Below are 24,572 nucleotides of genomic sequence, written 5' to 3'. Positions count from 1 at the left end.
GGTGCGCCGCGCCCCCGCACCGACCTCCCGCCACACCTTCCAGAGGACCCGATGACCGTCACCGAAGAAACCGCCCCCGCCGCCCGACAGGTGCTGCCCGCCGAGGAGCGCCACGCCGCCGAGCTCGCCTTCCTCGCCGCCCAGGACCCCGGCCCCCGCCCGCCCGGCTGGGCTCTGACCCCGCGCGCCGTCGTCACCTTCGTCTGCGGCAGCGACGGAGCCGAGCTCGCGCTGCCGGGGCGCCGCCGCGCCGGACTCCCCGCCAAGCTGGCCATCGCGCCCAAGTTCGTCGGCGAACGCGCCCTCGTGGAGCGCTGCGTCGTCACCCTGGCCGGCGAGCGCGGCCTGCTCCTCACCGGCGAGCCCGGCACCGCCAAGTCGATGCTGTCCGAGCTCCTGGCCGCCGCCGTCAGCGGCACCAGCGCCCTCACCGTCCAGGGCACGGCCGGCACCACCGAGGACGCCTTCCGCTACGGCTGGAACTACGCGCTGCTGCTCGCACAGGGCCCCACCTCGCAGGCCCTGGTCGACTCCCCGGTGCTCTCCGCCATGCGCACCGGGCGCGTCGTCCGCGTCGAGGAGATCACCCGCTGCCTGCCCGAGGTCCAGGACGCGCTGGTGTCGATCCTGTCCGACCGGCGGCTCAGCGTCCCCGAACTGACCGCCACCGAGGACGCGGTGGTCTCCGCCGCCCCCGGCTTCACCGTCATCGCCACCGCCAACCTGCGCGACCGCGGCGTCTCGGAGATGTCCGCCGCCCTCAAGCGCCGCTTCAACTTCGAGACCGTCGCCCCGATCGCCGACGCGGACGCGGAGGCCACCCTGATCCGCCGCCAGGCGGTCGCCGCCGTCCAGCGGGCCGGCGCCGCCTTCGGCGTCGACGACGCCGTGCTCGACGCCCTCGTCACCGTCTTCCGCGACCTGCGCTCGGGCCGCTCCGCCGAGGGCTGGGACGTGGAGCGCCCCGGTACGGTCATGTCCACCGCCGAGGCCGTCCAGGTGGCGGCCTCGCTCGGGGTCGCCGCCGCCTACCTGCCGGGCGGGGACGTGCTGGACCTGCTGCCGGGGCACCTGCTGGGCGTCGTACGCAAGGACGACCCGGCCGACCACGGACGCCTGCTGGGGTACTGGGACGGCCCGGTCCGGCGCCGCGCCGAGGACGGTTCGCCGATGTGGCGCCGCCTCTGGGACCTGCGCGGGAGCCTGCGTTGACGCACACCGACCCGCGCGCCACGGTCGAGGTCCTCGCCGCGGCCCGTGAGCCGTACCTCATCGGGGTGCGCCACCACAGCCCCGCGCTGGCCGCGGTGGTCCCGGCCCTGCTGGACGCCTCGGGCGCCGACGTGGTCTGCGTCGAGCTCCCGGCGGAGTTCCAGCCCTGGCTGGAGCACCTCGCCGACCCGGAGACCGTCGCCCCGGTCGCCCTCGCGGGCACGGGGGAGGACGGCCGCCTGGCGTTCTACCCGTTCGCGGACTTCTCCCCGGAACTGGCCGCGATCCGCTGGGCCCGTGCGGCCGGCGCGGCCGTCATCTGCTGCGACCTCCCTCTGGCGGACCGCGGCTGGACCGAACCGGCCGCGAAGCCCCCGGGTCCGGCCGCGGCCCCGGCCGGGGCGCCGGACGCCACCGCCTCGCAGGACCGGACCCCGGCCCTGACCGGGACGCCGGCCCCGGTCCCGGACCGGACCCCGGATGCGGCCTCGGCCACGGACTCGATTTCGGGCAAGGGCTCCGGGCACGGTCGGGGCCAGGCACCGGACTCGGGTTCGCGACCGGCTCCTGGCCCGGACCCGGCCACGGCCACGGGCACGGACTCGGTCTCGGACCCCGGTTCGTCCCCGGCGATGGACGCAGCCCCGATCGGGGTTACCGACCCGGCCCGGGACCGGGATGCGCTCCCGGACCAGGGCTCCGGGCAGGCCACGGCCCCGGCCCGGGGCACCGCCCCTGCCGGCGGGTCCTTCGCGGACGCTCTGACCGCCGCCGGTACGGGGCGCGACGGTGACGACATGTGGGACCGGGCCGTCGAGGTCCTCGCACCGGGGTGCACGCCGGAGGCCGTACGCCGTGCGGCGCTCGGTGTCGGCTGGGCGCTGCGCGCGGACAGCAGCGCCGTCCCGGCGACGGACCTGGCCCGCGAGGCCCACATGCGGAGCGTCATCGGCGACGCGGTCGCCGCGGGCCACCGCGTGGCGGCGGTGATCGGCGCGTTCCACGCCCCGGCCCTCCCGGGCACGGCCGTCGCCGGATCGCCGGCCGAACACGGCTCCGGTTCCGCCTCCGGCCTCGGTTCCCACTCGGGCTCCGCCCCAAGTGGCGGCTCCGACGCCGGTTCCGGGTCCGGTGACGCCGTCGGTCCGGACCGCGGCTGCGGCCCCGGTCACGCTTCCGGCGTGGACTCCGGCCACGGGCCTGGCTCCGCCCACGGCTCCGGTACCGGCTCCGACGACGCAGTCACCGCCCTGGGGGCGGACCCGGTCGTCCCGGGACCCCGGCGCGACGGAACTGCCGCTTCCGGGGCGGCGGCCGCAGACTCGGCGGCGGCCGTCACCTCGTTCGTGCCGTACTCCTTCGACCTGCTCGACTCCCGTTCCGGGTACCCCGCCGGCATCCGGGACCCCCGCTGGCAGCAGGCCGTCCTCGAAGCCGCCGGGGATCCCGACCGGGTCCGCGAGGCCGCCTCCGTCGCCGTCACCGGGCTCTGCCGGGAGCTGCGCCGCGCCGGGCACACCGCAGGCACCGGCGAGGCCGCCGAGACCCTGCGGCTCGCCTGCGACCTCGCCACCCTGCGCGCGCTGCCCGCGCCCGGCCGCGGCGAGCTCCTCGAAGCCGTCACCACCGTCCTCGGCCAGGGCGAACCGCTCGGCCGCGGCCGGGCGCTGGCCCGCGCCCTCGAGGCCGTGCTCGTCGGCACCGCCCGCGGCCGGATCACCCCGCACGCCCCCCGCTCCGGCCTCGGCCCCTCGGTCGAAGCCGAACTCGCCGCGCTGCGGCTGCCGTCCCCCGAGGACCCGGCACCCCGCGAGATCCGCCTCGACCCGCTCCGCTCCGCCCTCGACGGCCGCCGCGAGGTCCTGCTGCAGCGGCTCCTCGTGTGCGGCGCCTCCTACGGGGAGCCCCTCACCGTCGCCGCCACCGGCGACGGCACCGCCCTCGGTACCAAATGGCGGCTGTCCTGGACGCCTTCCGTCCCGGCCCGGCTGGATCTCGCCGGGGTGCGCGGGGTCACCGCCGCCCAGGCGGCCGCGGGCACGCTGCGGGACACCGCCCGCCGCGCCGCCGCCGACGGCGGGCCGACCCCGGCGCAGATCCTCGCCGGGCTGGCCGCCGCCGCGCGGTGCGATCTGCCCGAGCTGGTCGACGTACGCCTCCACGAGGCGGCCACCGCCCTGCCGCAGACCGCCACCCTGCCCGAACTCCTCGACGCCCTGGACCTGTTGGAGGCCCTCCACCGCGGTCATCTGCCCGGCACCTCCGCCGCGGCCCGGACCGTCGCCGCGGACCTCGCCGGGGACCTCCTCGAAGCGGCCGTGCGCTGTCTGCCCGGCCTCGCCGGGAGCGAGGACCCGGCCGACGCGGCCGCCCTCGTGGCCCTCGCCGACCGGGCCGCCGCCCACCACCTGGGCCTGCGCACGGACGACGCCCTCGCCGGCCTGGCCGCCACCGCGTCGCCGATGATGCAGGGCGCGGCCCTGGCCGTACGGGTCCTGCTCGACCTCGACCCGGCCGCCGAGCTCGGAGGCCGCGCCGCCGGATGGATCGACGGCGCGGGCAGCGCCGACGGCCGGCGCGCCCTGACCCGGCGGCTCGGCGGACTGCTCACCGCCGCGGGGCCCCTCCTGCAGTCCTCGCCCGCCGCGCTCACCCCGCTCCTCGACCGCGTCGAGCACCTCGCCGACCAGGACTTCCTCGACCGGCTCCCGGCCCTGCGCGGCGGCTTCGACGCCCTGTCACCGGCCGCCCGGGACCGGCTGCTCGACACCGTCACCGAGCGGCTCGGCGACCGGATCGACCTCGCGCTCGATGCCTCACCCGCCCTGCTCGCCCTCTGGGCCGCGGCCGACGCGGCCGGACTCGCCGCCCTCAAGGCCCTCCCGCTGCCAGGGACACATGAGCCGACTCCGGTTCCGGCCGCCGAGGTGTCCGAGGCCCCGCGCGGGCCGTCCCCCCGGGCCGACGGCCCGCGGCTCGCCCCCGCCGACCGCTGGCGGCTGCTGCTCGGCCGTGAGCGGGACCGGCTCCCGGCCGGCGCCCGCCGCTACGCCCACGCGCTGGACGAGCTGTACGGAGCGGGGCGCGGCGAAGGCGCCTCCGACCTCGACCCCGGCCAGGGACGCGGCCAGGGCGGCGGCCAGGAGGCCTCCTTCCCCACCGCCCGGGAGTGGTCGCAGGAGCTGGAGGCGCTGTTCGGTGCCGATGTACGGGAGGAGGTGCTGGCGGGAGCGGCCGAAGCGGGCCGCACCGACGTCCTCACCCAGCTCGATCCGGCGGCCGTGCGGCCCTCGGTGGAACTGCTGAGCTCCGTACTGTCCCTCGCAGGCGGGCTTCCGGAGGCCCAGCTCGCCCGGCTGCGGCCCCTGGTCAGGCGGCTCGTCGACGAACTCGCCAAGGAGCTCGCCACCCGGCTGCGCCCGGCCCTGTCCGGCCTCGCCACGCCGCGCCCCACCCGGCGGCCCGGCGGCAAGCTCGACCTGGCCCGCACCCTGCGCGCCAACCTCGCGCACACCCGGCGCCGGGCCGACGGCAGCGTGGTCGTCGTCCCGGAGCGGCCCGTCTTCAGCACCCGGGCGAGCCGCGAGGCCGACTGGCGGCTGATCCTGGTCGTCGACGTCTCCGGCTCCATGGAGGCCTCCGTCATCTGGTCGGCCCTGACCGCGGCCGTGCTGGGCGGCGTACCGACCCTGTCCACGCACTTCCTCGCGTTCTCCACCCAGGTGGTGGACCTCACCGACCGGGTCGAGGACCCGCTCTCCCTGCTGCTGGAGGTCCGGGTCGGCGGCGGCACGCACATCGCGGCCGGCCTCGCGCACGCCCGCTCCCTGATCACCGTGCCGAGCCGCACCCTCGTCGTCGTGGTCAGCGACTTCGAGGAGGGCGCGCCGATCGGCGGGCTCCTCGGCGAGGTCCGCGCGCTGGCCGCCTCCGGCGCCCACCTGCTGGGCTGCGCCGCGCTCGACGACGAGGGGACGCCCCGGTACTCGGTCCCGGTCGCGCGGCAACTCGTGGCGGCCGGGATGCCGGTGGCCGCCCTCAGTCCCCTCGCCCTCGCCCGCTGGGTGGGCGACCGCCTCCGTGGAGAGTCCCGTTGAGCACCGAACTGCCGCCCGTCGCCCCCGAGGTGCTCGCCGAAGCCGTCGAGAACCTCACCCCCCGCCTGCGCAAGAAGCTGGACGCCGCCACCGAGGGCTGCGCGGCGGGCGCCGTCCTCGCGGCCGACGGCACGGTCACCCTCCGCTTCGGCGAGGACGCCCTCGTCACGCTGAGCCCCGGTCCGGCGGGCACGATCACCACGGCGGAACAGGCCACGTGCAGCTGCCTGCTGGCACCCCGCTGCCTGCACCGGGCCGCGGCCCTGGGCGCGGCCCCGCTCGCGGACGGCCCGCCGGAGCCGGACACGGCGGCCGCTCCCGCCGCATCCGCCGGTCCTGCAGGGTCCGCAGAGCCCACCGGGTCCGCAGAGTCCGCCGATCCCACCGGGTCCCCGGAACCCGTCCGGCCCGCCGGGACCACCGCGCCCGCTCCGGAACTCACCACGGCCCAACTGCGCGCCGCCGGCGCCCTCTGGCACGCGGCCGCCGAAGCCCTCGCCGCCGGGGTCACCGCCGGGGGAGCGGTGGTCCAGGCCGAGCTGCTGCGCGCCGCCCACACCGCCCGCCTCGCCGGGCTGCCGCGCGCGGAGGCGGCCGCCCTACGGGTCGTACGCGGCCTGCGCGCCGCCCGCGAACGCCGGGCCGGCCAGCGGCTCGGCGACCTCACCGGTGCCTTCCGCGAGCTCCTCCACACCGCCGGGATGCTGGCCTCCGGCTCGGCCGACCCCGCGCTGACCGGTACCGCCCGCCGCGCCTACGCGCCCGGCGGCAGCCTCCAGGTGCACGGCCTGTGCCGGGAACCCGTCCTCTCCGCCACCGGATACGGCGGCGTGGTCACCCACCTGCTGGCGCCGGACGGCACCCCCTACTCGGTCTCCGACGTCCGACCCGGCGGCCTGGCCCGCGCCCGAGGAGCCGGTTCGGCTTCCGTGGCCCTCGGCGGCGCCGCCCTCGACCATGCCGGCCTCGCCCGCGGCGGCCTGCGCATCGTCGGCGCGACCGTCTCCCCGGAAGGCAGGCTCGGCGCCGGACGCGGGGTCAGGGCGACCCCGCTGCCCGGCATCGCCTGGACCGAACGGCCCGCCGCTCCGCTCTTCGCCCGGCCGGCCGCCGAGGCCGTCGCCGAGCTGCTCGCCGCCCCGGACGCAGCCGGGTCCGCGCTGCTCGGCTGCGACGTCACCGTCGTCGGCGCGGCCGGCGAACACCTCCTCGTACGCGAGACGCGCCCCGACGCGCCCCTGCTGCGGCTGTTGCCCGCGCATCCGCACCCGGAGCTGGCGCACACGGAGAACCTGCGCCGCATCGCCTCGTACCCCGGGCTCCTGCTGCGCGTCCTGGGCCGCCCCGACCTGGACCGCACCGCTACGCTGCGCCCCCTGGCCGTGGGCCCGGTGCCGGGCGCGGAGTACACGCTGCGGCTGCCCGAGGAATGGCTGGGCCGGGCCGATCTCGGCTACGACCGCCTCCAGGGCGCGCACTTCCCGCAGGGAGCCGCCGCCCCCGTACCGCCCCCGGCGGCGGCCGAGGGCCCGGACCCGCTGGCCGACTCCCCGCTGTGGCGGGTGCGCCGACTCCTGGAGACCGGGGTCGCAGGCGGCCGCCGCGCCGTCGCCGAGGCGGCCCGCGGCACGGCGTCCCTGGCCGCCGCCTCGTACGGCCCGCTGCGCCGGGCCGGGCTCACCGGGGCGGCGGACCTGACCGCCGCGCTCGCCGCCGAGGCCGACCGCCGTCCCCGCGATGTGTTCGGCCGGCTGGCCGACCCCTCGCCCGACGGCTACGCCTGGGCCTGGCTGGCCGCGGCCACCCACCTGGCGGCGGCGGAACGCTGTCTGATCGCCGCGTCCTGGGCGGCGGCCCCCGCGGCCGCCCCGGTCAGCGGGCGCTGACGGCGGGGGTCAGCACGCGGGCCAGGAGGTCCAGGGCCGCCGTGACCTCGCGGACGGTGTCCGGGTCCGGGGCGGTTCCGTCGGGGCCGGTCAGCGCCGCGGTGAGGGCGTCGTCGATGGTGGTGGCCCGGACCTCGGCGACCCGGGCGGACGGTTCGGCGGCGGGCCGGATGAGGCGGCGGCGCCGGTCGGCGGGGTCGGGCTCCGTGGCGACCGAGCCGGCCTGCTCCAACCGGGCCACGGACGTGGAGACCTGACTCTGCGGCAGGCCGGTCCGCGCGGCGATCTCGCCGACCGTGGTCCCGGGGTGGGAGACGACGTCGCCGAGGACGACGACCACCGAGCGGACCGATCCCGTCGGTCCCGACTTCGGCTGGGGCATCGCCTGTTCGCCGATCTTCATGAGGGCGCGTCCCAGGAGGAACGCTTCGACTCCGTTCATGGGCAGCAGAGTACATCTCAATAGATGCATCTATCTTGATACATCTATTGAGATGGATTACTGTCGTGTCGTCAGCCGGACCCGCCGGTGACACCTCAGCAAGGGGGAACGCCATGCCCAAGACCGCCGCCACCACCGCCGTCACCCGCACCCTCGCCGTCCCCGGCGCTACCCTGCACTTCCGGGTGGAGGGCCGCGGCCCCGTCCTCCTCCTCTCCCAGAGCGGCGAGGGCGACGCGGACCGCACGGTCGACCTCGTCCCGTACCTGACCGACACCTTCACGGTCGTCACGTACGACCGGCGCGGCCTGTCGCGCAGCACCCTCCACGACCCCGCCGGGCCCGTCACCATGGCCGAGCACGCGGACGACGTCGCCCGGCTGCTCGCCGAGGTCACCGACGATCCGGCGCTGATGGCCGGGTTCAGCATGGGTGCCGCGATCGGCCTCCAGGCCGTCGCCCGCCACCCGGGCCTGCTGAGCACCCTGATCGCGCACGAGCCCGTGATGCCGAACCTGCTGGCCGGGGCGGACCGCGCCGAGCACCTCGCCGAGCTGACGGCCATCCAGGACGTCCACGCGGCCGGGGGCCTGACGGCGGCGTTCCCGGCGATCGCCCGGCACCTGGGCATCGACCCGGCGCACGACGAGAGCGAGGACGGCCTCACCCCCCAGCCGCTGACTCCGCGCCGCCGGGCCAACTTCGGCTTCTTCATCGGAACGGAGTTCACGGCCGTCACCACGGACGCCCTGGACCCGGCAGAGCCGGTACGGGCCGCGGCACGGGCCGGCACGAGGATCATCGCGGCGACGGGACGGACGACCCGGACGACGGTCCACACCTACCGCTGCGCCCTGGCGCTGGCGGCGCGACTGGGCACGGAGCCGGTCGGGTTCCCCGGTGGCCACAACGGGAACACCGCGTTCCCCCGGGCCACGGCGCAGACGCTGAAGGCCGTCCTGGGCCGGTGATCCCCGGTGATCCCCGGTGAGCTCCGGCGGCTACTCGGAGCCCAACCAGGCCCGCAGCACGCCGAGGTCGGCCTCGGTCAGGCCCCGCCCCGGATCGACCCGGTGCAGGAGCGCCCGGCCGGGGTGGCGGGCGGCCACATGGTCCCGGTCGGCGCCGGTGATCTCGTCGTCGACCCAGATGAAGGGCCGCCCGGCGGCGTGGTCGAGGAGCGCGGGGGTCTTCCAGTGGACCCCGCCCCGCCCGTCCTCCTCGGAGGGTTCCGGCCAGAGCACCACGGGCAGTTCCGGCAGGCCGAGCCGGGGCGCGACGCACGCGTTGGCGTCCGCCATCCAGGTCGTGGCCCACACCAGTTCGCAGGGCAGTGCCGCCAGCCGGGGCCCGAGCGCCGGATCGACCCGGGCGAGCAGGGGATTCGCCTCGTCGTCCGTGCCGGACGGGTACGGGCCGCCCCCGAAGGGGATGAGCGGTCCGTCGACATCGAGGTAGAGCAGCACGGGGCTGGTGGAACCGGTCATGAGGCCAGGATAGTCCTCGTGCACATGAAGAATGATCTTGATGGGTGGACGTCGGGGCGGTGGCGGGGAACGTGGGCGTGATCGAGCGGCTGTGGCGGTACCCGATCAAGTCGACGGGCGGCGAACGCCTGCACAGCGTGGACGTCGACGAGCGGGGCCTGGTGGGCGACCGGCTGTTCGCCGTACGCGACGCGGAAGGCAGGTTCGGCTCGGGCAAGAACACCCGGCGCTTCCGGCGGATGGACGGCTTGCTCCGGCTGAGCTCCCGCTACGCGCGCAACACCCAGGAGCTCGGTCCCCCCGAACTGATCGACCCGCACGGGAACATGGTGGCCGACCCCACGGCGTACCTGCGCACCCACCTCGGCCGCGACGACGTGGAGCTCGCCCGCGAGGGGGAGGTCTCGCACTTCGACCAACTGCCGCTCAGCGTCCTCACGACGGCCACCCTCGACTGGATCCGCCGCGCGGTGCCGGGCGTTCCGGTCGACGAGCGCCGGTTCCGCCCGAACATCCTCGTGCGTACCCCGCCCGGCACCCCGCCCTTCTCCGAGGACGAGTGGATCGGGCGCGAGGCCACCGTGGGGGACACCCTCCGTATCGCGTTCCTGCGCTCCAGCGAGCGGTGCGTGATGACCAACCAGGCCCAGCAGGACCTGCCGCACTCGCCGCTGATCCTGAGGACGATCGCCAGGGCGCACGGCAACCGGCTCGACGCGCTCGCCACCATCGTCACACCGGGAACGGCCCGGGTCGGGGACCGCCTCGTGCTCGGCTGAGAGCGCCGGCGCGCGTCCCCGGCCCGGGCACGACCGTACGGTCCCGGACCGGGGCCCGCCCGGACCGCCCCGGCTGCTACCAGACGGGGAACAGGCGGAAGCGCGAGTTGGAGCCGTTGTCGGAGCACGGGGCGAGACGCATGACATCGCCCACGTTCTGACCCGTCATCGTCGAGCAGTTCTTCGCCGCCGCCTTGGGCTGGAACTGGTAGTAGTTGCCGAAGTCGACACCGACGATGTTGAAGGCGCTGTCGTTGCTGTCGCACTTGTAGAGCTTGATCTCGGCGCCGACAGCGCCGCCGCTGGTCCAGTTGTTCAGACAGAACTGCGGCCACGCGGCGCTCTGGATCTTGAAGTAGTGGGCGCCGAAGTCGACGCGGTTCCACTTCTGGGCGTTGGTGCCGTTGCACCACCACTGCTGGACGACCTGCCCGTTGTAGGGGTTGCTCTGCGGGATGTCGAGGCAGAGACCGTCCGAGATGTTGATCGTGATGTTGTTCTGCGTGACGGCCTGGGCCGGGGCCGCGGCCAGGCCCAGGCCGAGGGTGGCGGCGGCCACGGTGGCCATGACGGCAGTGCGCATGCGCATGAGGATTCCCGAGGATGTGTCGACGGCGGAGGACGAGCCCGACCGGGCCGGGCGGCGTCAGGAGCGAACCTAGCCAGCTCAGGGCCCGTTTCCCTGTCCCAGAGCCCCCTGGGACGTCCCGAGACGCCGCGCGGTGGGCCGGCGCGGGACGGCTCGCGGCCGCGAGGTGGAACCCGGACCGCCGCGATCGCCTCTTGCTGGCCGAAGGGGGGGATGGACATGACTAAGACAGCGGTGTCCGTGACCGGGCGGCTGGTGGTGGCGGGACTCCTGTGCGCCGCCCTGGCGGCGTGCGGGACCACACGGGCGGGACAGGCCGCGCCACCCGCGGGCGTACCCACGCTCGCCACGGCGGAGTGCGATCTCGACGTGCCGACGGACGAGGAGACCGGCGGTCCTGCCGGTCCGCCGACGGATGAGGAGACGGGCGGGTACGCGGGTCCGCCGACGGATGAGGAGACCGGCGGTTATGCGGGTCCGCCGACGGATGAGCAGACCGGCGGGTACGCGGGTCCGCCCACGGATGAGGAGACCGGTGCCTATGTGGGCCCGCCGACCGACGGCCGGATGGCCAACGGGGGTGGCCCCTGCGGCCCGGCGGACTGGTTCGACATGACCCGCGACTTCACCGCCTACTACGTGAAGCACCAGGCCGACGACGGGTACCCGGACTCCGAGGTGATCAAGGAGGTCCGCGTCCGCAAGGTGCGCACGGTCGGCGAGGCGAGGATCACCTTCACCACCAAGGAAGTGGGCAAGGGCCGGGGCGATGCCGCACGCGCGATCGCCAAGGTGTTCGCCGCCTGGCGGCACCAGGTCTACGGGGACACGGGTACGGTGACGCTCCAGACCTCGACGGGACCGCGGCTGAACGTCACCGAGTCCTGGTGACCCCTGGCCACCGCGCGTCCCAGAGCGCGCAGTGGTGCTCCGCCCGGGCGTCCACCGTACGGATCCCGCCGGCCCCCGGCGCCAGCGACAGCACCGAGGCCGAGGCCGAGGCCGAAGTCCGGTCGCGCGGCCACCGCGGTGCTCCCGGCGCCGCCGGAACGCCCGTGCGGGCGAATCCGGTCCAATAGCCGGTCATCCGGTCCGCGAGCTGCCGCTGCGGTCCGGTCAGCGGCGCGATCGTGAACAGGTAGGGCAGTTCGAAGCCGTGGGCCGCGCCGTACGGCAGGTCCGCCGGCTCCGGCTGCCCCGTGAAATTCGGCGCGCCCCGGTCGCTGAACCGGTACGCGTACACCGGCACGTGCCGGCCCAGCGCCGCGCCGTCCCGCAGCGACGGGCAGACGAACGACGCATCGGTCAGTACGGCGGCCCACGCCACCGCCGGGGTGGCGAAGGCGGACACCGGGTAGTCCGCCTCCACCGAACGGGCGGTCGGCGCGTCGAAGGACAGCTCCAGCCGGGCCCGGTAGGCGGCCTCGTCGGGGATCGGATACGCCGCCAGGGTCTGCGCGAGGAAGAGGCGCATCTCGTCCTGGGTGGTGCCCTGGACGACCGGCACCCGGTGGAACCGGCCGGCCTCCAGCGCCCGCCGGGGCTCCAGCGGCAGCACGCTGTTGCCGTAGGAGACCAGCGAGAAGCGCTGCATCAGTTCGGCGGTCGCCAGGACGTCGGTGTCCAGTCCGCGCAGGCAGTCCAGCACCGCGCCGGGCCGGTCGCAGCCGAGCCGGGCCGCCGCCAGGGCGCCGTCCGCGACCGTGCGCCGCTCCGGCACGAAGGGCTCGTACGTGCCGAGGCCGGGCAGCAGGGACCACGGCGGCGCCGTGGTCGAGCACGATCCGCTCTGCACGATCGCCCGGTGGAACAGGCCCGCCGAAGCGGGGGAGGTGAGGTGCGCGCAGACGCTGAGGGCCCCCGCCGATTCGCCGAATACGGTGACGTTGCCCGGGTCCGCGCCGAAGCGCGCCGCGTTCGCCCGCACCCAGCGCCGCGCCGCCCGCTGGTCCGCGAGGGCGAAACCGGGCGCCCCGCCGAGCTCCGGATGGCCGAACAGGCCGAAGACGCCCAGCCGGTAGTTCACCGTCACGACCACGACACCGCCCTGCGCGGCCAGCCGGTCGGGCCGGTACGCGTCGCCCGCGCCGCTGAAGAAGCCGCCGCCGTGGAACCAGACCATGACGGGCCGCCCCCGACCGCCCCCGCCCCCGGCGGTGGCCCGGCCCGCCGGAGCGGTGACGTTGAGGTACAGGCAGTCCTCCGAGCCGGTCGGCCCGCCGGGCCAACTCGCGGGCAGCTGCACGCAGCGCGAACCGGGCGCCCCGGCATCGCGTACGCCCTCCCAGCGCGGCGCCGGCTCCGGCAGCCGCCAGCGCAGCGGCCCGGTCGGGGGAGCGGCGAAGGGGATCCCCTCGAAGGTGTCGTACGCGCCGTGCCCGCGGCCCCGCACCGGACCCCGGTCGGTGTCCACGACGGGCCGGTCCGGACCGGGCGCGGCGCCCAGGAGCAACAGGACGACGGGCAGCAGCAGGGCCCACCGGCGACGGAACTGGCGAAAGTCGGTCACGGCCGACGCCCTTTCCCCTTCGGGGCCCGGGTGGAGACCCCCGTTTGCCCGCCCCGAATGGCGCAGTGAGTGGAAGTGGCACTCAATGTAACAAAACGTGCGCTTCCCATGACGCACGATGACCGGCTCGCGATTGCGTAGACCCGCGCGTCGGCGAACGGAGCTTTCCATGAATGACCCCATCACCCTCGCGGCGAAACAGTACGAAGACTGCCACGGGACCCCCGACCCCATCGCACCGGACGAGCCGACCACGCCGCCCATGCCCATGCGGACCCTGCCGGAGACGGCGGCCACCTGCCGTCCGGTCGAGGAGGTCACCGCACTCGTGAGCCTCCTCAAGGAGGGCGGCCCGCTGCCCGACGCCGGACACGACGCGCTGCGCACGGCCGCCGTGACCCGACCGGTGCAGGACGTACGACGGATGGTGGCCCTCCTGGGCGAGTCGCCGCACGAGGTGGCCGAGGCGGACCTCACGCTGCGCGCCGCCGCCGTCGGACGGTCCATCGAGGACGTCGCCCTGCTGGTGACCATCCTCGGCAAGGAGGACGCGGCCGAGGCGGAGCGCCGGGGCCGTGCCGGGCCCGCCGGTCCGGCCGACCCGTACGCGGCCCCGGCCGACCCGCACGCGGAGCCCTCCGCCCAGCCTTACGCGGAGCCCTTCGGCGAGAGGTACGAGGAGCCGTACGAGCCGCAGCCGCGCCATCCGGAGCTGTACGACGCCCCGTACCAGGAGCCGCCCCGGCGCACCGCTCCCGTGGACCCGCCCGCCGCGTCCCGCGCCCGGGCGCTGCGGCGCGTCCTGCGCTGGCCCGTGGCGACCGCCCTGCTGGTCAGCGGTGCCCTGCACCTGCCGAACGACCTGACGGCCCTGCCGTACGCGGCCCCCGTCGACCACCTGCCCCTCCTCGTCACCGTGCTCTGCCTGGTGAGCGGCGCGCTGGTGGCGCTCCGGGACACCGAGGCCGTATGGCGGGCGGGCGCGGCCACCGCTCTCGGCGTGGTCGCCCTGCACGTGCTGGGCGGATCGCTGCGGTACGACCCGCTGGCGGGCGCGGTGGGCGGCACCCTGGCCTGGGCCGGTGTCACCGTCGTGCTGTGCGCGGCGGTCGGCGCGGTCCTCGCCGGGCTGGCCCTGAGGAACCGCCGGGAGCCCTCGGCCTGACCGGCCGCAGGCTCCGCCGGAGCGGCACCCCGCGCACCGTGCGGGGTGCCGCTCCGTTCGCGGCCGGCGCGGTCACGCGAGCAGGTTCACCGCCCGGGTGAACACGCGGGGGAGCCGGGCGGCCAGCGGGACGATCCGTGGCGCGAGCCGCGGCTGGTGACGGGCCCACAGCAGGGACGCGGTGAGCGTGCGGTAGCTGCGCGACAGGTCCCGCCAGGCCTGCTCGTAGGCCTGCGGACGACCCGCCCGGACGCACCGCACCAGCTCGCCCGCCGCCGTCACGGCCAGGGTGAGTCCCTCACCGGTCAGCGCGTCCACGTACCCGGCCGCGTCCCCCACGAACAGCACGCGCCCCGCCACCCGTACGCGGGCCCCCTGGCGCAGCGGCCCGGCCCCGCGCACCGGCGTTCCCGTCGCCGCGGCCAGGCGCGCCGACAGCACCGGGAAGCGGGCCAGCTGTACGTCGAACGGGGCCTGATCGGACGTCAGGACGGCCACGCCGATCCGGTCGGGCGCCAGCGGGGTGACGTAGGCCTCGCACCGCTCCGACCAGTGCACCTCGACGAGGTCGGTCCATGGTTCGACGGCGTAGTGGCGGCGCAGCCCGTAGCGTGCCGGGCTGCGGGGCGCGAGCGGCGCCGACAGGCCGAGCCCGCGCCGGACGGGGGAGTGCAGGCCGTCCGCGGCCACCAGGTAGCGGGCGGTGAGCCCGGCCGCGCCGACCTGGTGGACGTCCTGGCGCACCTGGTCGACGCGCCCGGGGAGGACGCGTACGCCGAGCTGCGCGGCGCGCTCGGCCAGCGCGGCCTGCAGTTCCGTGCGGCGGGCACCGAGCCCCGGGCCGGACCGGAAGAGCCCCTCGGCGCGGCGGCCGCTCACGCCGTCGACGTAGCGGATGCCGCGGAACGGCTGCCCGGCCACCGCGACGCCCAGCTCCCGGAGGCGCCGTACGCCCCCCGGCATCAGGCCCTCCCCGCAGGCCTTGTCGATGGGGGTGGGCCTCGGTTCCACGACGACGACCTCGAGGCCGGCGAGTGCGCCGTGGATGGCGGTGGCCAGTCCGGCCGGGCCGCCGCCCGCGATCAGCAGGTCGATCACGAGGCGGCGCCGGCCGAGTGGACGGAGGCGGGCGCCCGCAGCCGGCCGCCGTCGGTCAGGGCGGCGTCCTCGCAGCCGATCCGTACGCGCAGCAGCACCAGGTTGAGCACGGTGAAGCCGAGCGCCGTCATCCACGCGCTGTGCACCAGCGGCAGCGCGACCCCCTCCGCGACCACCGCCACGTAGTTCGGGTGGCGCAGCAGCCGGTACGGCCCCGCTTCCACCAGCGGCAGCCCGGGAACGACCAGCACACGGGTGTTCCAGCGCTTCCCGAGGGTGGCGATGCACCACCAGCGAAGGCCCTGGGCGGCCACGGCGCAGGCGAGCGCCGACCAGCCGAGCAGGGGGACGAAGGGCCGTCCGGTCAGCCAGGGTTCCACCACGCAGCCCACGAGCAGCGCGGTGTGCAGGGCGACCATCGCCGGGTAGTGGCCGCGGCCGTACTCGCGGCCGCCGCGGGCCAGGCTCCACGCGGTGTGGCGGCGGGCCGTGATCAGCTCGGCGAGCCGTTCGGCGGCGACGAGCCCGATCAGCAGCAGGTACAGGGTCAGGGAGGCGGGGGCGGTCGGGGCGGGGATCGACATCATCGGGGTCACCAGCGCAGGAGGACGAGTTCGGAGGCGAAGCCCGGACCGAAGGCGAGCATCAGCCCGACCGATCCGGGCGGGGGCGGTCCCGCGCTCTGGACGCCGTCCAGGATGTGCAGGACCGAGGCGGAGGAGAGGTTGCCCACGGCCGCGAGCGAGCGCCGGCTCGCGGCGAAGGCCGATTCCGGCAGCGCGAGGGCGTCCGAGAGCGTGTCGAGGATCTTCGGGCCGCCGGGATGGCAGATCCACGCGTCGACGTCCGCGGGCTTGAGGTCGTGCGCGGCGAGGAAGGACTCGACTTCCTCGGCCACGTGCAGCCTGACCAGGTCCGGGAGTTCGCGGCCCAGCACCATGCGCATCCCCCAGTGGCCGATGTCCCAGCCGAGGAGGTGCTCGGTGCCCGGGTACAGGCGGCTGCGGGCGGCCACCACCTCGGGTCCGGCGCCGGTGGCGTGCAGGGGGTGTTCGCGGCCCACCGCCACCAGGGCGCCCGCACCGTCGCCGAACAGGGCTCCGGCCACCAGGTTCGCCATCGAGGCGTCGGTGGACTGGAGGGTGAGCGAGCAGAGCTCGGTGGACAGCAGCAGGGCCGCGTGGCCGCTGCGGCCCGTCAGATGGTCGTGGACATGGCCTACTCCGGCGGCTCCGGCCGCGCAGCCGAGGCCGAAGAGCGGTACCCGCCGTACGTCGGGACGCAGGCCCGCACGGGTGGCGAGACGGGCCTCCAGCGAGGGCGTCGCGAGCCCGGTCACCGTGGTCGACATGACCAGATCGACCTCCTGGGCCGCCAGGCCGGCGTCGGAGAGGGCGAGTTCGAGGGCCCGGGTGCCGAGCTCCAGGGCCGTCTCGATGAAGAGGGCGTTCGTCGCGCCGAAGTCGTTCCCCGGACCGTACCGCTCCAGCGGCAGAGCGAGATGTCGGCCGTCCACGCGCACCGAGCCGTGGACGCGGCGCAGCAGGGCGGTGTCGGAGCCCGGTGGCAGGAAGCGGGCGAGCGCTTCGGTGATCTCGGACTGGGGGTGGCGATGGGGCGGGAACACGCTGCGCACTGCCAGAACACGTGTCATTCGTTCACCATAGAAAACAACTGACACATCGTTATGAATCAGGCGAACCGGGCGCGGCGCCGCGTAGCGTGTCGCCGTGCCCGCGCGAACCACGCAGACCCGCGAGAACACCGGAGTACACGGGACCGCAGCGCCCGGCCCCGGCCCCGGCGTCGTACGCGGCCTGGCCGCCGCGTGCCACCCGCTGCCCGCGGCCGCCGTGACCCTCTTCGCCGCCGTCCTGACGGCCGCCGCGGGGCAGGGCCCGGCGCGGGCGGCCATCACCGTGGGCGCGGTCGCCGCCGGACAGCTGTCGGTGGGGTGGTGCAACGACCGGGCCGACCTGCGGCGCGACCTGGCCACGGGCCGGCAGGACAAACCGCTCGTCGCCGGTCGGGTCACGGCCGCGGCCGTGACCTGGGCCGCGGCCGTGTCGCTGCTGCTCTGCGTCCCGCTGTCCCTGGCCTGCGGACCGCTCGCCGGCACCGCGCACCTCGTCGGCGTGGCGGCCGCCTGGGCCTACAACCTCCGGCTGAAGAGCACGGCCGCCTCCTGGGTCCCGTACGCCCTGGCCTTCGGTCTGCTGCCTGCCTTCGTCACCCTGGGCCTGCCCGGAGCCCCCTGGCCGCCCCCCTGGCTCACGGCCGCCGCCGCCCTCCTGGGCGCGGGCGCGCACTTCGCCAACGTGCTGCCCGACATCGAGGACGACCTCGCCACCGGAGTGACGGGGCTGCCGCAGCGGCTGGGCCGGCGGGTCTCTGCCGCCCTCGCCGGGCTGCTCGTCCTCGGCTCGACCGCCACCCTGGTCGTCGGACCACCGGGGCGGGTGACGGCGTACGGCTGGACGCTGCTCGCCGCGACGGCGACGGCACTGCTCCTCGCGGCCCGCCGGCCGGCCGGAAGGCTCCCGTTCCTGGCCACGATGGCGGTGGCCGCGGCCGACGTCATCCTGCTGGTCGTCGAACTCCGCCCGTGAACCACCCCGGCGCGGTTGCGACCAGGACCGGGCAGCCCGCCCCGAGTACCAGGATCCGGGGCTCGGACGCCGGACACGCGTTCCGGGAGGCTCGTCAGGGCATCTCACGGGTACGGGTCCAGGCCAGGAGCACGTCCGCCGGCCAGGTGTTGATGACCCGCTCGGCCGGAACCTCGCACTCCACAGCCCTTTCGCATCCGACGATCTGCCAGTCCAGCTGGCCCGGGGCGTGCGCGTCCGTGTCGATCGCGAAGAAGGTGCCGGCCGCCACGGCGAGGCGCAGCAGCCGCCGGGGCGGGTCCAGCCGCTCGGGCCGGCTGTTGATCTCCACGGCGGTACCGCTCTGCGCGCAGGCCGCGAAGACCGCCTCGGCGTCGAACTGCGACTCCGGCCGGGTGCGGCCGGTGACCAGTCGCCCCGTGCAGTGGCCCAGGACGTCCATCAGCGGGTTGCGCACGGCCGCCAGCAGCCGCCGGGTCATCGCGGGCGCGTCCATCCGCAGCTTCGAGTGCACCGAGCCGACGACCAGGTCGAGCTGTTCCAGCAGCTCCGGCTCCTGGTCCAGGGCCCCGCCGTCGAGGATGTCGCATTCGATCCCGGTGAGCAGCCGGAAGGGCGCCCAGGTGTCGTTGAGCTCCGCCACCACGCGCAGCTGTTCGCGCAGCCGCTCGGGGGAGAGCCCGCGGGCTACGGTCAGGCGCGGCGAGTGGTCGGTCAGTACGGCCCATTCATGGCCCAGCGCGGCCGCCGCCCGCCCCATCGCCTCGATCGGGCTGCCGCCGTCGGACCAGTCGGAGTGCACGTGGCAGTCCCCGCGCAGGGCCGCCCGCAGCGCGGTGGCGGCGGGCGTGGCCGGCGGCCCTTCGGGGAGCGCCGCGATCTCGTCCTCCAGCGCCTGCAGATAGGCCGGGACGGCGCCGCCGAGTGCCTCTCGTACGACCTGGGCCGTTTTGGGGCCGAGGCCCTTCACGGCCTCCAGGGAACCGGCGGCGACCCGCTCCGCCACCTCGCTCTCGCCCATCCGCGTGACCGCGGCCGCCGCGGACCGGAAGGCGCGTACCCGGTACGTGGGGGCCTGGGCGCGCTCCAGCAGGAAGGCGATCCGGTCGAGCGCCGCAACCGGGTCCATCGCGTACCTCCTGCCCGCTGCCCCACCGCCCCGCCACCCGCCTCCCGGAACCCAGTCTCCGGTGCGCGAGGCCGCTACGCCTCTCCGGCCTCCCGGGGCACGGCGGCGTCGAGGGCGGCGGTGAGGCGGTTCAGCCGGGCCTGGAGGTCGAGGACCTCGGCGAGCTCGAAGCCGGTCGCGGCCGCGATCCGCCGGGGCACCTCCACCGCGCGGACGCGCAGCGCGGCGCCCTCCTCGGTCAGGTGGGCGTGCACGGACCGCTCGTCCTCGGTGCTGCGCTCGCGCCGGACCAGTCCGGCCGTCTCCAGCCGCTTGAGCAGCGGGGACAGCGTTCCGGAATCCAGCCGCAGGTGCTGTCCGATCTCCTTGACCGGCATCTCGCCGTGCTCCCACAGCACCAGCATCACCAGGTACTGGGGGTAGGTGAGCCCCAGGTCCTTGAGGACGACGCGGTAGAGGCTGCCGAAGGCGCGGCTCGCCGCGTTCAGCGCGAAGCAGATCTGGCCGTCGAGGCGCAGGAAGTCCTGGTCGGGGTGGGTCGCGGTGGGCTGCTCGGTCATGACGCCCAGTGTACCCGGGAGAGACTTGCGAGGCATTGAATTGTGCACAACTGAATTGTGTGCTCTAGTAGTGGAGCGCGGCCGACCACCGGCCGCCACCACGGTTCATTTCTGCGAGAGGACCTCTCATGGACGCGCTCTACACCGCTGTCGCCACCGCCAACGGCCGCGAGGGCCGTACCGTCAGCTCCGACGGCCAGCTCGACCTCGCCCTCGCGATGCCCCCGGCACTCGGCGGCAACGGGCAGGGCACCAACCCCGAGCAGCTCTTCGCGGCCGGCTACGCGGCCTGCTTCGCCAGTGCGCTCGGTCTGGTCGGCCGCCAGGCCAAGGCCGACACCAGCGAGGTCTCGGTCACGGCGGAGGTCTCCATCGGCAAGGACGGCGCCGGCTTCGGCCTCGCCGTCACCCTGCGCGTCGAGCTGCCGGAGTCCCTGGCCGGCGAGACCGGCGCCCTGCTGGTCAAGCAGGCCCACGAGGTCTGCCCGTACTCCCGCGCCACCCGCGGCAACATCGACGTGGACCTCGTGATCGAGTAAAGATGCCGGACATCTGGCGGGCGGCCACCATGGAAAGGCATTCACTTCCACGGGGGCCGCACGCCAGGAGGCGTCAGTGGCGCACACCTACGCAACGGACGTACTCGTCGTCGGCGCCGGCCCGGTCGGGCTGACCGCCGCCGCGGAACTCCGCAGACGGGGTGTCACCTGCCGGATCGCCGACCGGCTGCCGGCCAGGCTGCCGTTCGCGAAGGCCGTCGGGATCCAGCCGCGCACCCTGGAGCTGTGGGACCGCATGGGGGTGGTCCGCGCCGCACTGGAGGCGGCCGTCCCGATGCGGGGCCAGTTCCTCTACGTCAACGGCGTCGAGAAGGCCCGCACCGAGCTCGCCGTGCCGCCCGAAGTGCCCTACGGATTCGCGGCGCTGCCGCAGTACGAGACCGAGCGCATCCTCGACGAGTTCCTGGGGCGCTTCGGAACGACCGTCGAACGAGGCACCGAATTCGTGTCCTTCGCCCAGGACGCCGACGGGGTGACCTGCCGGCTGCGGACCCCGTCCGGGGCGGAGGAGGAGCTGCGCACCCGCTACCTGGTGGGCTGCGACGGCGCGCACAGCATCGTCCGCAAAGGGCTCGGCCTCACCTTCGAGGGCGGGGCCTTCGCCGAGGAGTACATGCTCGCCGACGTACGCGTCGACTGGGACCTGCCGCCCGGGTACAACCTGCGCGCCATGCACCTCGACGACGACGGGGCGGTTGACGACGTGCTCGTCTGCATCCCGCTGCCCGGCCGGGGCCGGTACCGGATGTCGATGATGGTGCCGCCCGAACTCTCCACCGCACGGCAGGACGCGACCGCCTCCGACGGCATCACCCATGGCCTGCAGAGCGGCCGGGGCCCGGTACTGGCCGACATCCAGGCCGTCCTGGACCGGCTCTCACCACAGCCGACCACTGCCTTCGACATCCGCTGGACCTCGGTGTTCCGCATCAGCCACCGGATCGTGGACCGGTACGGCGACGGCCGGGTCTTCGTCGCCGGGGACGCGGCCCACATCCACCCGCCGACCGGCGCCCAGGGCATGAACACCGGCATCCAGGACGCCTGGAACCTGGCCTGGAAGCTCGCCCTGGCCTGCGCGGGCGCGGCCCGTCCCGACCTGCTCGCCGGCTACGACGCCGAGCGCCGGCCCGTCGGTGAGGAAGTCGTCGGCCGCACCGTACGGCACGCCGTCGAGGGGATGGAGAACGACCCCGACGACCCGGCCACGGTGATGATGCGCGAGGCCCAACTCCTCGTCGGCTACCGGGGAAGCCCGACCGTGGACCCGGCCGGCGAAGGCCGGGGCCCCCGGCCCGGCGACCGGGCACCCGACTGCGCGGGCCTCACCGGGCCCGGCACCGCCTACCCGATGCGTCTGTACGACATCCTGCGCGAGCGGGACCACGTACTGCTGCTGTACGGAGCCGCGTTCGGGCCCGGGTCCGAAACGGGGGAGGGCCTCGACGCACTCGTCCGCACCGCCCGGGACTCCTCGGGCGGCCGTGTGGAGGTCTGCCTGCTGCTCGCGGCGGACGCGGCCGCCGGCGCCGACGCGCATGCCATCATCGAGGCCGACGGGACGACCCTTCCGGTCTACGCCGACACCCGGGGCGAGTTCGCCCGCCTCTACGCGGCCGAGGAACCCACGGCCTTCGTGATCCGCCCGGACGGATACCTCGGCGCCCGGCTCCCGCTCTCCCCGCCCGACCCGCGTCCGCTGGCCGCCCACCTCGCGGCCGTCTTCGCCGCGCCCCCGCCGAACTGATCCGTCAGGCCTGGGCGCCGCTCCGGGCGGCCGTCAGGCCTGGGCGCCCCGGGCGGCCTCGCGGCGCTGTCGCTTGCCCAGCGGGGCCAGCGACATGTCCTGGGCCTGCGACCGCAGCTGCTTGAAGCCGTACCCGCGCTCGTCCAGCCAGCTCTCCGCCGCCAGCTCCGCCCGGGCCGTCGCGTCGAGGATGTCCTCCTCGGCCTCGCCCGTGTCCGTGAAGCGGAAGGTGAAGAAGGGGCGGGCCGCGAGGTCGTACGTGAGGTGCCCCTCGGCGGTGAACTCCGCGCGCAGCATGTCGTGCTCGGGCGCGGCGGCGATCAGCTCGGCCCTCTGGTCGTCGGTCAGACCGTCGAACGAGCCGCGGACGGTGATGCGGAAGGTACGGATAGCACTCATCCCCGGAGCCTAGATCGGGCACCGCGTCCCCTGCATCCGGATATCCGCCGGTCCGCCCCGCCCGCCACCCCGCGGACGGCCGCGCACGGCCGCGTACACCGCACGGACACCCCGAAAGCCCCGGCCGGGAGCCCGTTTTGGATTGCCGGACGATCCTCAATACGATCCGGCGATGATCACAAGAAAACGGCTTGCGGTCGGGGCGTGCGGCCTGCTCGCCGCCCTGGCCGTCGGGCTCTTCCCGGCGAGCGCCACCGCCGCCGACGAACCGACGGCGAAGGAACCCCCCAAGGTCGACCTCGTCCTCGACGTGAGCGGCTCCATGCGGGCCAACGACATCGACGGACAGACCCGCATGGCCGCGGCCAAGCAGGCCTTCAACGAGGTCATCGACGCGGTCCCGGGCGAGGTACGCCTCGGCATACGGACCCTGGGGGCCGACTACCCCGGGGACGACCGGGCCACGGGATGCAAGGACACCAAGCAGCTCTACGCGGTCGGCCCCCTCGACCGGACCGAGGCGAAGACCGCGGTGGCGACCCTCGCCCCCACCGGCTGGACGCCGATCGGACCTGCCCTGCTCGGCGCGGCCCAGGACCTGGAGGGCGGCAACGGCTCCAAGCGGATCGTGCTCATCACGGACGGCGAGGACACCTGCGCCCCGCTCGACCCGTGCGAAGTGGCGCGCGACATCGCCGCCAAGGGCATCCACCTCGTCATCGACACCCTCGGCCTGGTCCCGGACGCCAAGACCCGGGCCCAGCTGACCTGCATCGCCGAGGCCACCGGCGGCACCTACACCTCGGTGCAGCACAAGGCGGACCTCTCCAGCAGGGTGAAACAACTCGTCGACCGGGCCGCGGACCCGGTCGTCAACCCGGTGGCGACCGAGGGCGCGAAGCAGTGCGAGGGCGCCCCGCAGCTGAAGGCCGGCCTCTACAGCGACCGCGAGACCTTCGGCGAACACCGCTGGTACCGGGTCGACGTCCTCCCCGGCCAGGAACTGCGCGCCTCGGTCAGCATCGGCGCCGACCGCGCCGTCAACAACGACTACGGCGTCCTGCTGCGCGCCACCACCGTCCACGGGCGCGAGATCGTCCGCGGCTCGGAGGCGGGTGACGGGCGTACCGACGTCCTCTCGACCGGCCTGCGCTACCCGAAGGCCGAGATCGACGGCGCGGACTCGGACGACAAGCCCGTGCCCGAGACCGTCTGCCTCCAGGTCAGCAACTCCTTCTCCGCTCCCGCCTCCGTCAAGACGACCCCGGGCATGCCCGTCGAGCTGACCATCGACCTGGTGGACGGCCCCGACGAGGCCTCCGACGTCGCCGCCTTCGGTCTCGGGCGGGGCTGGTGGCTGCTGGCCGTGCTGGCGCTCGCCGGACTGCTGGCCGGTCTGGTGTGGGGATGGATCTCCCGCTGGCGCATCTCCGTCTGGAGGACCAACTGATGCGTAGAGTAGGCACACTGACCGCGTCCCTGCTGGCCGCGGCCGCCGCGCTCACGGTGGCGGGTACGGCCGTGGGTACGGCCGTCGCGGACACTCCCTCGCCGAGCGCCAGCGCCAGCGCCAGTGCGAGTCCGGGCGGGGCCAAGGCCGAATCGGCTCCGACCGAGGCCGGCACCAGCTTCCGTACCGCGGCGGCGTTCCGCCCGGGCCAGAAGGCCACGGCCGGCGCCTCCAGCGGCGACTACCTCTACTGGGTGGTGCCGATCGACGCCCAGCAGCGCGCCACGGTGAAGGCCGCCGTCACCCTGCCCGACGCGGCCGCCCGGCACGGCGCCTCGACCTGGCAGCTCGACGTGTACGACGGACTGCGCCGCCGGCAGGCCTGCACCTACGGCACGCAGACCGCGGCCGCCGCGAAGGAAGCCGCCACGGTCGAACTGTCCTGCACCCTGCGCACCGTACGCGCCGGCGCCGAGCCGTGGGCCAACGATCCGCTGCCGGGCAGCTACTACATCCGCCTGACGGCCGTCGACCAGCCGGACGAGGACAAGGGCCTGCCGGTGCGTGCGGCCGTCGAGGCCGACGTGAAGGAGACCGGTGGCGTCCAGGCCGTGGACGGCGCCCTCTCCACCCCGCTGGTCGCGGGCACCGTGACCGCGACCCTGCGCGAGCCGGAGGACGGCTGGTCCGGCGGCTGGTGGACGGACCGCTGGATCTGGACCGCCGCGGGCGGCGTGCTCGCCGCCCTCGCGGGCATCCTCGGGTACTCCCTGACGCGCGGCGCGGGCCGCCCGTCCAGGGTCCCGCCGGGCGCCTGAGAAACGGGGAGGCCGTGGCCCGCGGGCCACGGCCTC

Annotated in this window: 22 protein-coding genes; 12 read left to right on the top strand and 10 right to left on the bottom strand. The window is 75.4% G+C overall.

All coding sequences use genetic code 11. The annotated features are described in order from the left end of the window. Positions 1-51: 51 nt before the first annotated feature. From KO717_RS01100 to KO717_RS01090, 3 genes are read left to right on the top strand one after another with little or no spacing between them, the layout of a single operon-like run. Positions 52-1,212 carry an ATP-binding protein gene (locus KO717_RS01100; protein WP_301363833.1) on the top strand — a complete coding sequence of 387 codons (1,161 nt, stop codon included), beginning with the start codon at positions 52-54 and terminating at the stop codon, positions 1,210-1,212. Then, complete coding sequence (locus KO717_RS01095) at positions 1,209-5,309, top strand: vWA domain-containing protein (protein WP_301363832.1); 4,101 nt, start codon at positions 1,209-1,211, stop codon at positions 5,307-5,309. The genes KO717_RS01100 and KO717_RS01095 overlap by 4 nt, the downstream gene beginning before the upstream one ends. After that, positions 5,306-7,195 carry an SWIM zinc finger family protein gene (locus KO717_RS01090; protein ID WP_301363830.1) on the top strand — a complete coding sequence of 630 codons (1,890 nt, stop codon included), beginning with the start codon at positions 5,306-5,308 and terminating at the stop codon, positions 7,193-7,195. Before KO717_RS01095 ends, KO717_RS01090 begins: the two co-directional genes overlap by 4 nt. Here KO717_RS01090 and KO717_RS01085 read toward each other — a convergent pair. Next, entirely contained in the window at positions 7,182-7,637 is a 456-nt protein-coding gene (locus tag KO717_RS01085) for a MarR family transcriptional regulator (RefSeq protein ID WP_301363829.1), read from the bottom strand. The genes KO717_RS01090 and KO717_RS01085 overlap by 14 nt on opposite strands. Positions 7,638-7,750: 113 nt before the next feature. Between KO717_RS01085 and KO717_RS01080 the strand changes: the two genes are divergently transcribed. After that, positions 7,751-8,608: an alpha/beta fold hydrolase gene (locus KO717_RS01080; RefSeq protein WP_301363827.1), complete on the top strand. Its 858-nt coding sequence runs from the start codon at positions 7,751-7,753 to the stop codon at positions 8,606-8,608. 30 nt (positions 8,609-8,638) lie between these two features. Here KO717_RS01080 and KO717_RS01075 read toward each other — a convergent pair whose 3' ends face one another. Next, complete coding sequence (locus KO717_RS01075; protein ID WP_301363825.1) at positions 8,639-9,124, bottom strand: HAD domain-containing protein; 486 nt, start codon at positions 9,122-9,124, stop codon at positions 8,639-8,641. A 44-nt stretch (positions 9,125-9,168) separates the two neighbouring features. Here KO717_RS01075 and KO717_RS01070 point away from each other — a divergent pair, with 44 nt between their 5' ends. After that, the gene (locus tag KO717_RS01070) at positions 9,169-9,903 is read left to right on the top strand and encodes an MOSC domain-containing protein (RefSeq protein WP_301363824.1); all 735 of its coding nucleotides are present in this window, start codon (positions 9,169-9,171) and stop codon (positions 9,901-9,903) included. A 76-nt stretch (positions 9,904-9,979) separates the two neighbouring features. On the opposite strand, the gene KO717_RS01065 is transcribed toward KO717_RS01070, so the two are convergent. Beyond that, the gene (locus KO717_RS01065; protein WP_301363823.1) at positions 9,980-10,486 is read right to left on the bottom strand and encodes an RICIN domain-containing protein; all 507 of its coding nucleotides are present in this window, start codon (positions 10,484-10,486) and stop codon (positions 9,980-9,982) included. A gap of 225 nt (positions 10,487-10,711) precedes the next feature. Between KO717_RS01065 and KO717_RS01060 the strand changes: the two genes are divergently transcribed. Next, on the top strand, positions 10,712-11,383 hold the full coding sequence (locus tag KO717_RS01060) for a hypothetical protein (RefSeq protein WP_301363822.1): 672 nt from the start codon (positions 10,712-10,714) through the stop codon (positions 11,381-11,383). Here KO717_RS01060 and KO717_RS01055 read toward each other — a convergent pair. Then, positions 11,367-13,001 carry a carboxylesterase/lipase family protein gene (locus tag KO717_RS01055; protein ID WP_301363821.1) on the bottom strand — a complete coding sequence of 545 codons (1,635 nt, stop codon included), beginning with the start codon at positions 12,999-13,001 and terminating at the stop codon, positions 11,367-11,369. The genes KO717_RS01060 and KO717_RS01055 overlap by 17 nt on opposite strands. Positions 13,002-13,170: 169 nt before the next feature. On the opposite strand from KO717_RS01055, the gene KO717_RS01050 reads away from it, so the two are divergent. After that, positions 13,171-14,166, top strand: coding sequence for a hypothetical protein (locus KO717_RS01050; protein ID WP_301363820.1), 996 nt, complete (start codon positions 13,171-13,173; stop codon positions 14,164-14,166). 72 nt (positions 14,167-14,238) lie between these two features. Here the strand turns inward: KO717_RS01050 and KO717_RS01045 are convergent, their stop codons facing one another. From KO717_RS01045 to KO717_RS01035, 3 genes are read right to left on the bottom strand one after another with little or no spacing between them, the layout of a single operon-like run. Continuing rightward, positions 14,239-15,264, bottom strand: coding sequence for an NAD(P)/FAD-dependent oxidoreductase (locus KO717_RS01045; RefSeq protein ID WP_301363819.1), 1,026 nt, complete (start codon positions 15,262-15,264; stop codon positions 14,239-14,241). Beyond that, entirely contained in the window at positions 15,261-15,851 is a 591-nt protein-coding gene (locus KO717_RS01040; RefSeq protein ID WP_301363818.1) for an isoprenylcysteine carboxyl methyltransferase family protein, read from the bottom strand. Before KO717_RS01040 ends, KO717_RS01045 begins: the two co-directional genes overlap by 4 nt. 5 nt (positions 15,852-15,856) lie before the next feature. After that, positions 15,857-16,918 carry a type III polyketide synthase gene (locus tag KO717_RS01035; protein ID WP_301363817.1) on the bottom strand — a complete coding sequence of 354 codons (1,062 nt, stop codon included), beginning with the start codon at positions 16,916-16,918 and terminating at the stop codon, positions 15,857-15,859. 76 nt (positions 16,919-16,994) lie between these two features. Between KO717_RS01035 and KO717_RS01030 the strand changes: the two genes are divergently transcribed. Beyond that, complete coding sequence (locus tag KO717_RS01030) at positions 16,995-17,873, top strand: UbiA family prenyltransferase (RefSeq protein WP_301363816.1); 879 nt, start codon at positions 16,995-16,997, stop codon at positions 17,871-17,873. Positions 17,874-17,967: 94 nt separating this feature from the next. Here the strand turns inward: KO717_RS01030 and KO717_RS01025 are convergent, their stop codons facing one another. Together KO717_RS01025 and KO717_RS01020 are read right to left on the bottom strand one after the other, a co-directional pair. Next, positions 17,968-19,002: a PHP domain-containing protein gene (locus tag KO717_RS01025; RefSeq protein ID WP_301363815.1), complete on the bottom strand. Its 1,035-nt coding sequence runs from the start codon at positions 19,000-19,002 to the stop codon at positions 17,968-17,970. Positions 19,003-19,076: 74 nt separating this feature from the next. After that, positions 19,077-19,562 carry a MarR family winged helix-turn-helix transcriptional regulator gene (locus KO717_RS01020; protein ID WP_301363814.1) on the bottom strand — a complete coding sequence of 162 codons (486 nt, stop codon included), beginning with the start codon at positions 19,560-19,562 and terminating at the stop codon, positions 19,077-19,079. Between the two features lie 128 nt (positions 19,563-19,690). On the opposite strand from KO717_RS01020, the gene KO717_RS01015 reads away from it, so the two are divergent. Continuing rightward, the gene (locus KO717_RS01015; RefSeq protein WP_109779506.1) at positions 19,691-20,101 is read left to right on the top strand and encodes an organic hydroperoxide resistance protein; all 411 of its coding nucleotides are present in this window, start codon (positions 19,691-19,693) and stop codon (positions 20,099-20,101) included. 76 nt (positions 20,102-20,177) lie between these two features. Beyond that, positions 20,178-21,869, top strand: a complete 1,692-nt coding sequence (locus KO717_RS01010) for an FAD-dependent monooxygenase (protein WP_301363813.1) — start codon at positions 20,178-20,180, stop codon at positions 21,867-21,869. 33 nt (positions 21,870-21,902) lie between these two features. Here KO717_RS01010 and KO717_RS01005 read toward each other — a convergent pair whose 3' ends face one another. Further along, positions 21,903-22,268 (bottom strand): DUF6204 family protein, encoded by a 366-nt coding sequence (locus KO717_RS01005; protein WP_301363812.1) that lies wholly within the window; start codon positions 22,266-22,268, stop codon positions 21,903-21,905. A 172-nt stretch (positions 22,269-22,440) separates the two neighbouring features. Between KO717_RS01005 and KO717_RS01000 the strand changes: the two genes are divergently transcribed. Continuing rightward, complete coding sequence (locus KO717_RS01000) at positions 22,441-23,718, top strand: VWA domain-containing protein (protein ID WP_301363811.1); 1,278 nt, start codon at positions 22,441-22,443, stop codon at positions 23,716-23,718. After that, entirely contained in the window at positions 23,718-24,536 is an 819-nt protein-coding gene (locus KO717_RS00995) for a hypothetical protein (RefSeq protein WP_301363810.1), read from the top strand. The genes KO717_RS01000 and KO717_RS00995 overlap by 1 nt, the downstream gene beginning before the upstream one ends. Positions 24,537-24,572 lie beyond the last annotated feature (36 nt).

The sequence above is a fragment of the Streptomyces xanthophaeus genome (assembly GCF_030440515.1).
Lineage (GTDB): Bacteria > Actinomycetota > Actinomycetes > Streptomycetales > Streptomycetaceae > Streptomyces > Streptomyces kutzneri.
The sequence above is the reverse complement of the archived record's forward strand: the minus strand, read 5'-3'. Positions and strand labels throughout refer to the sequence as shown.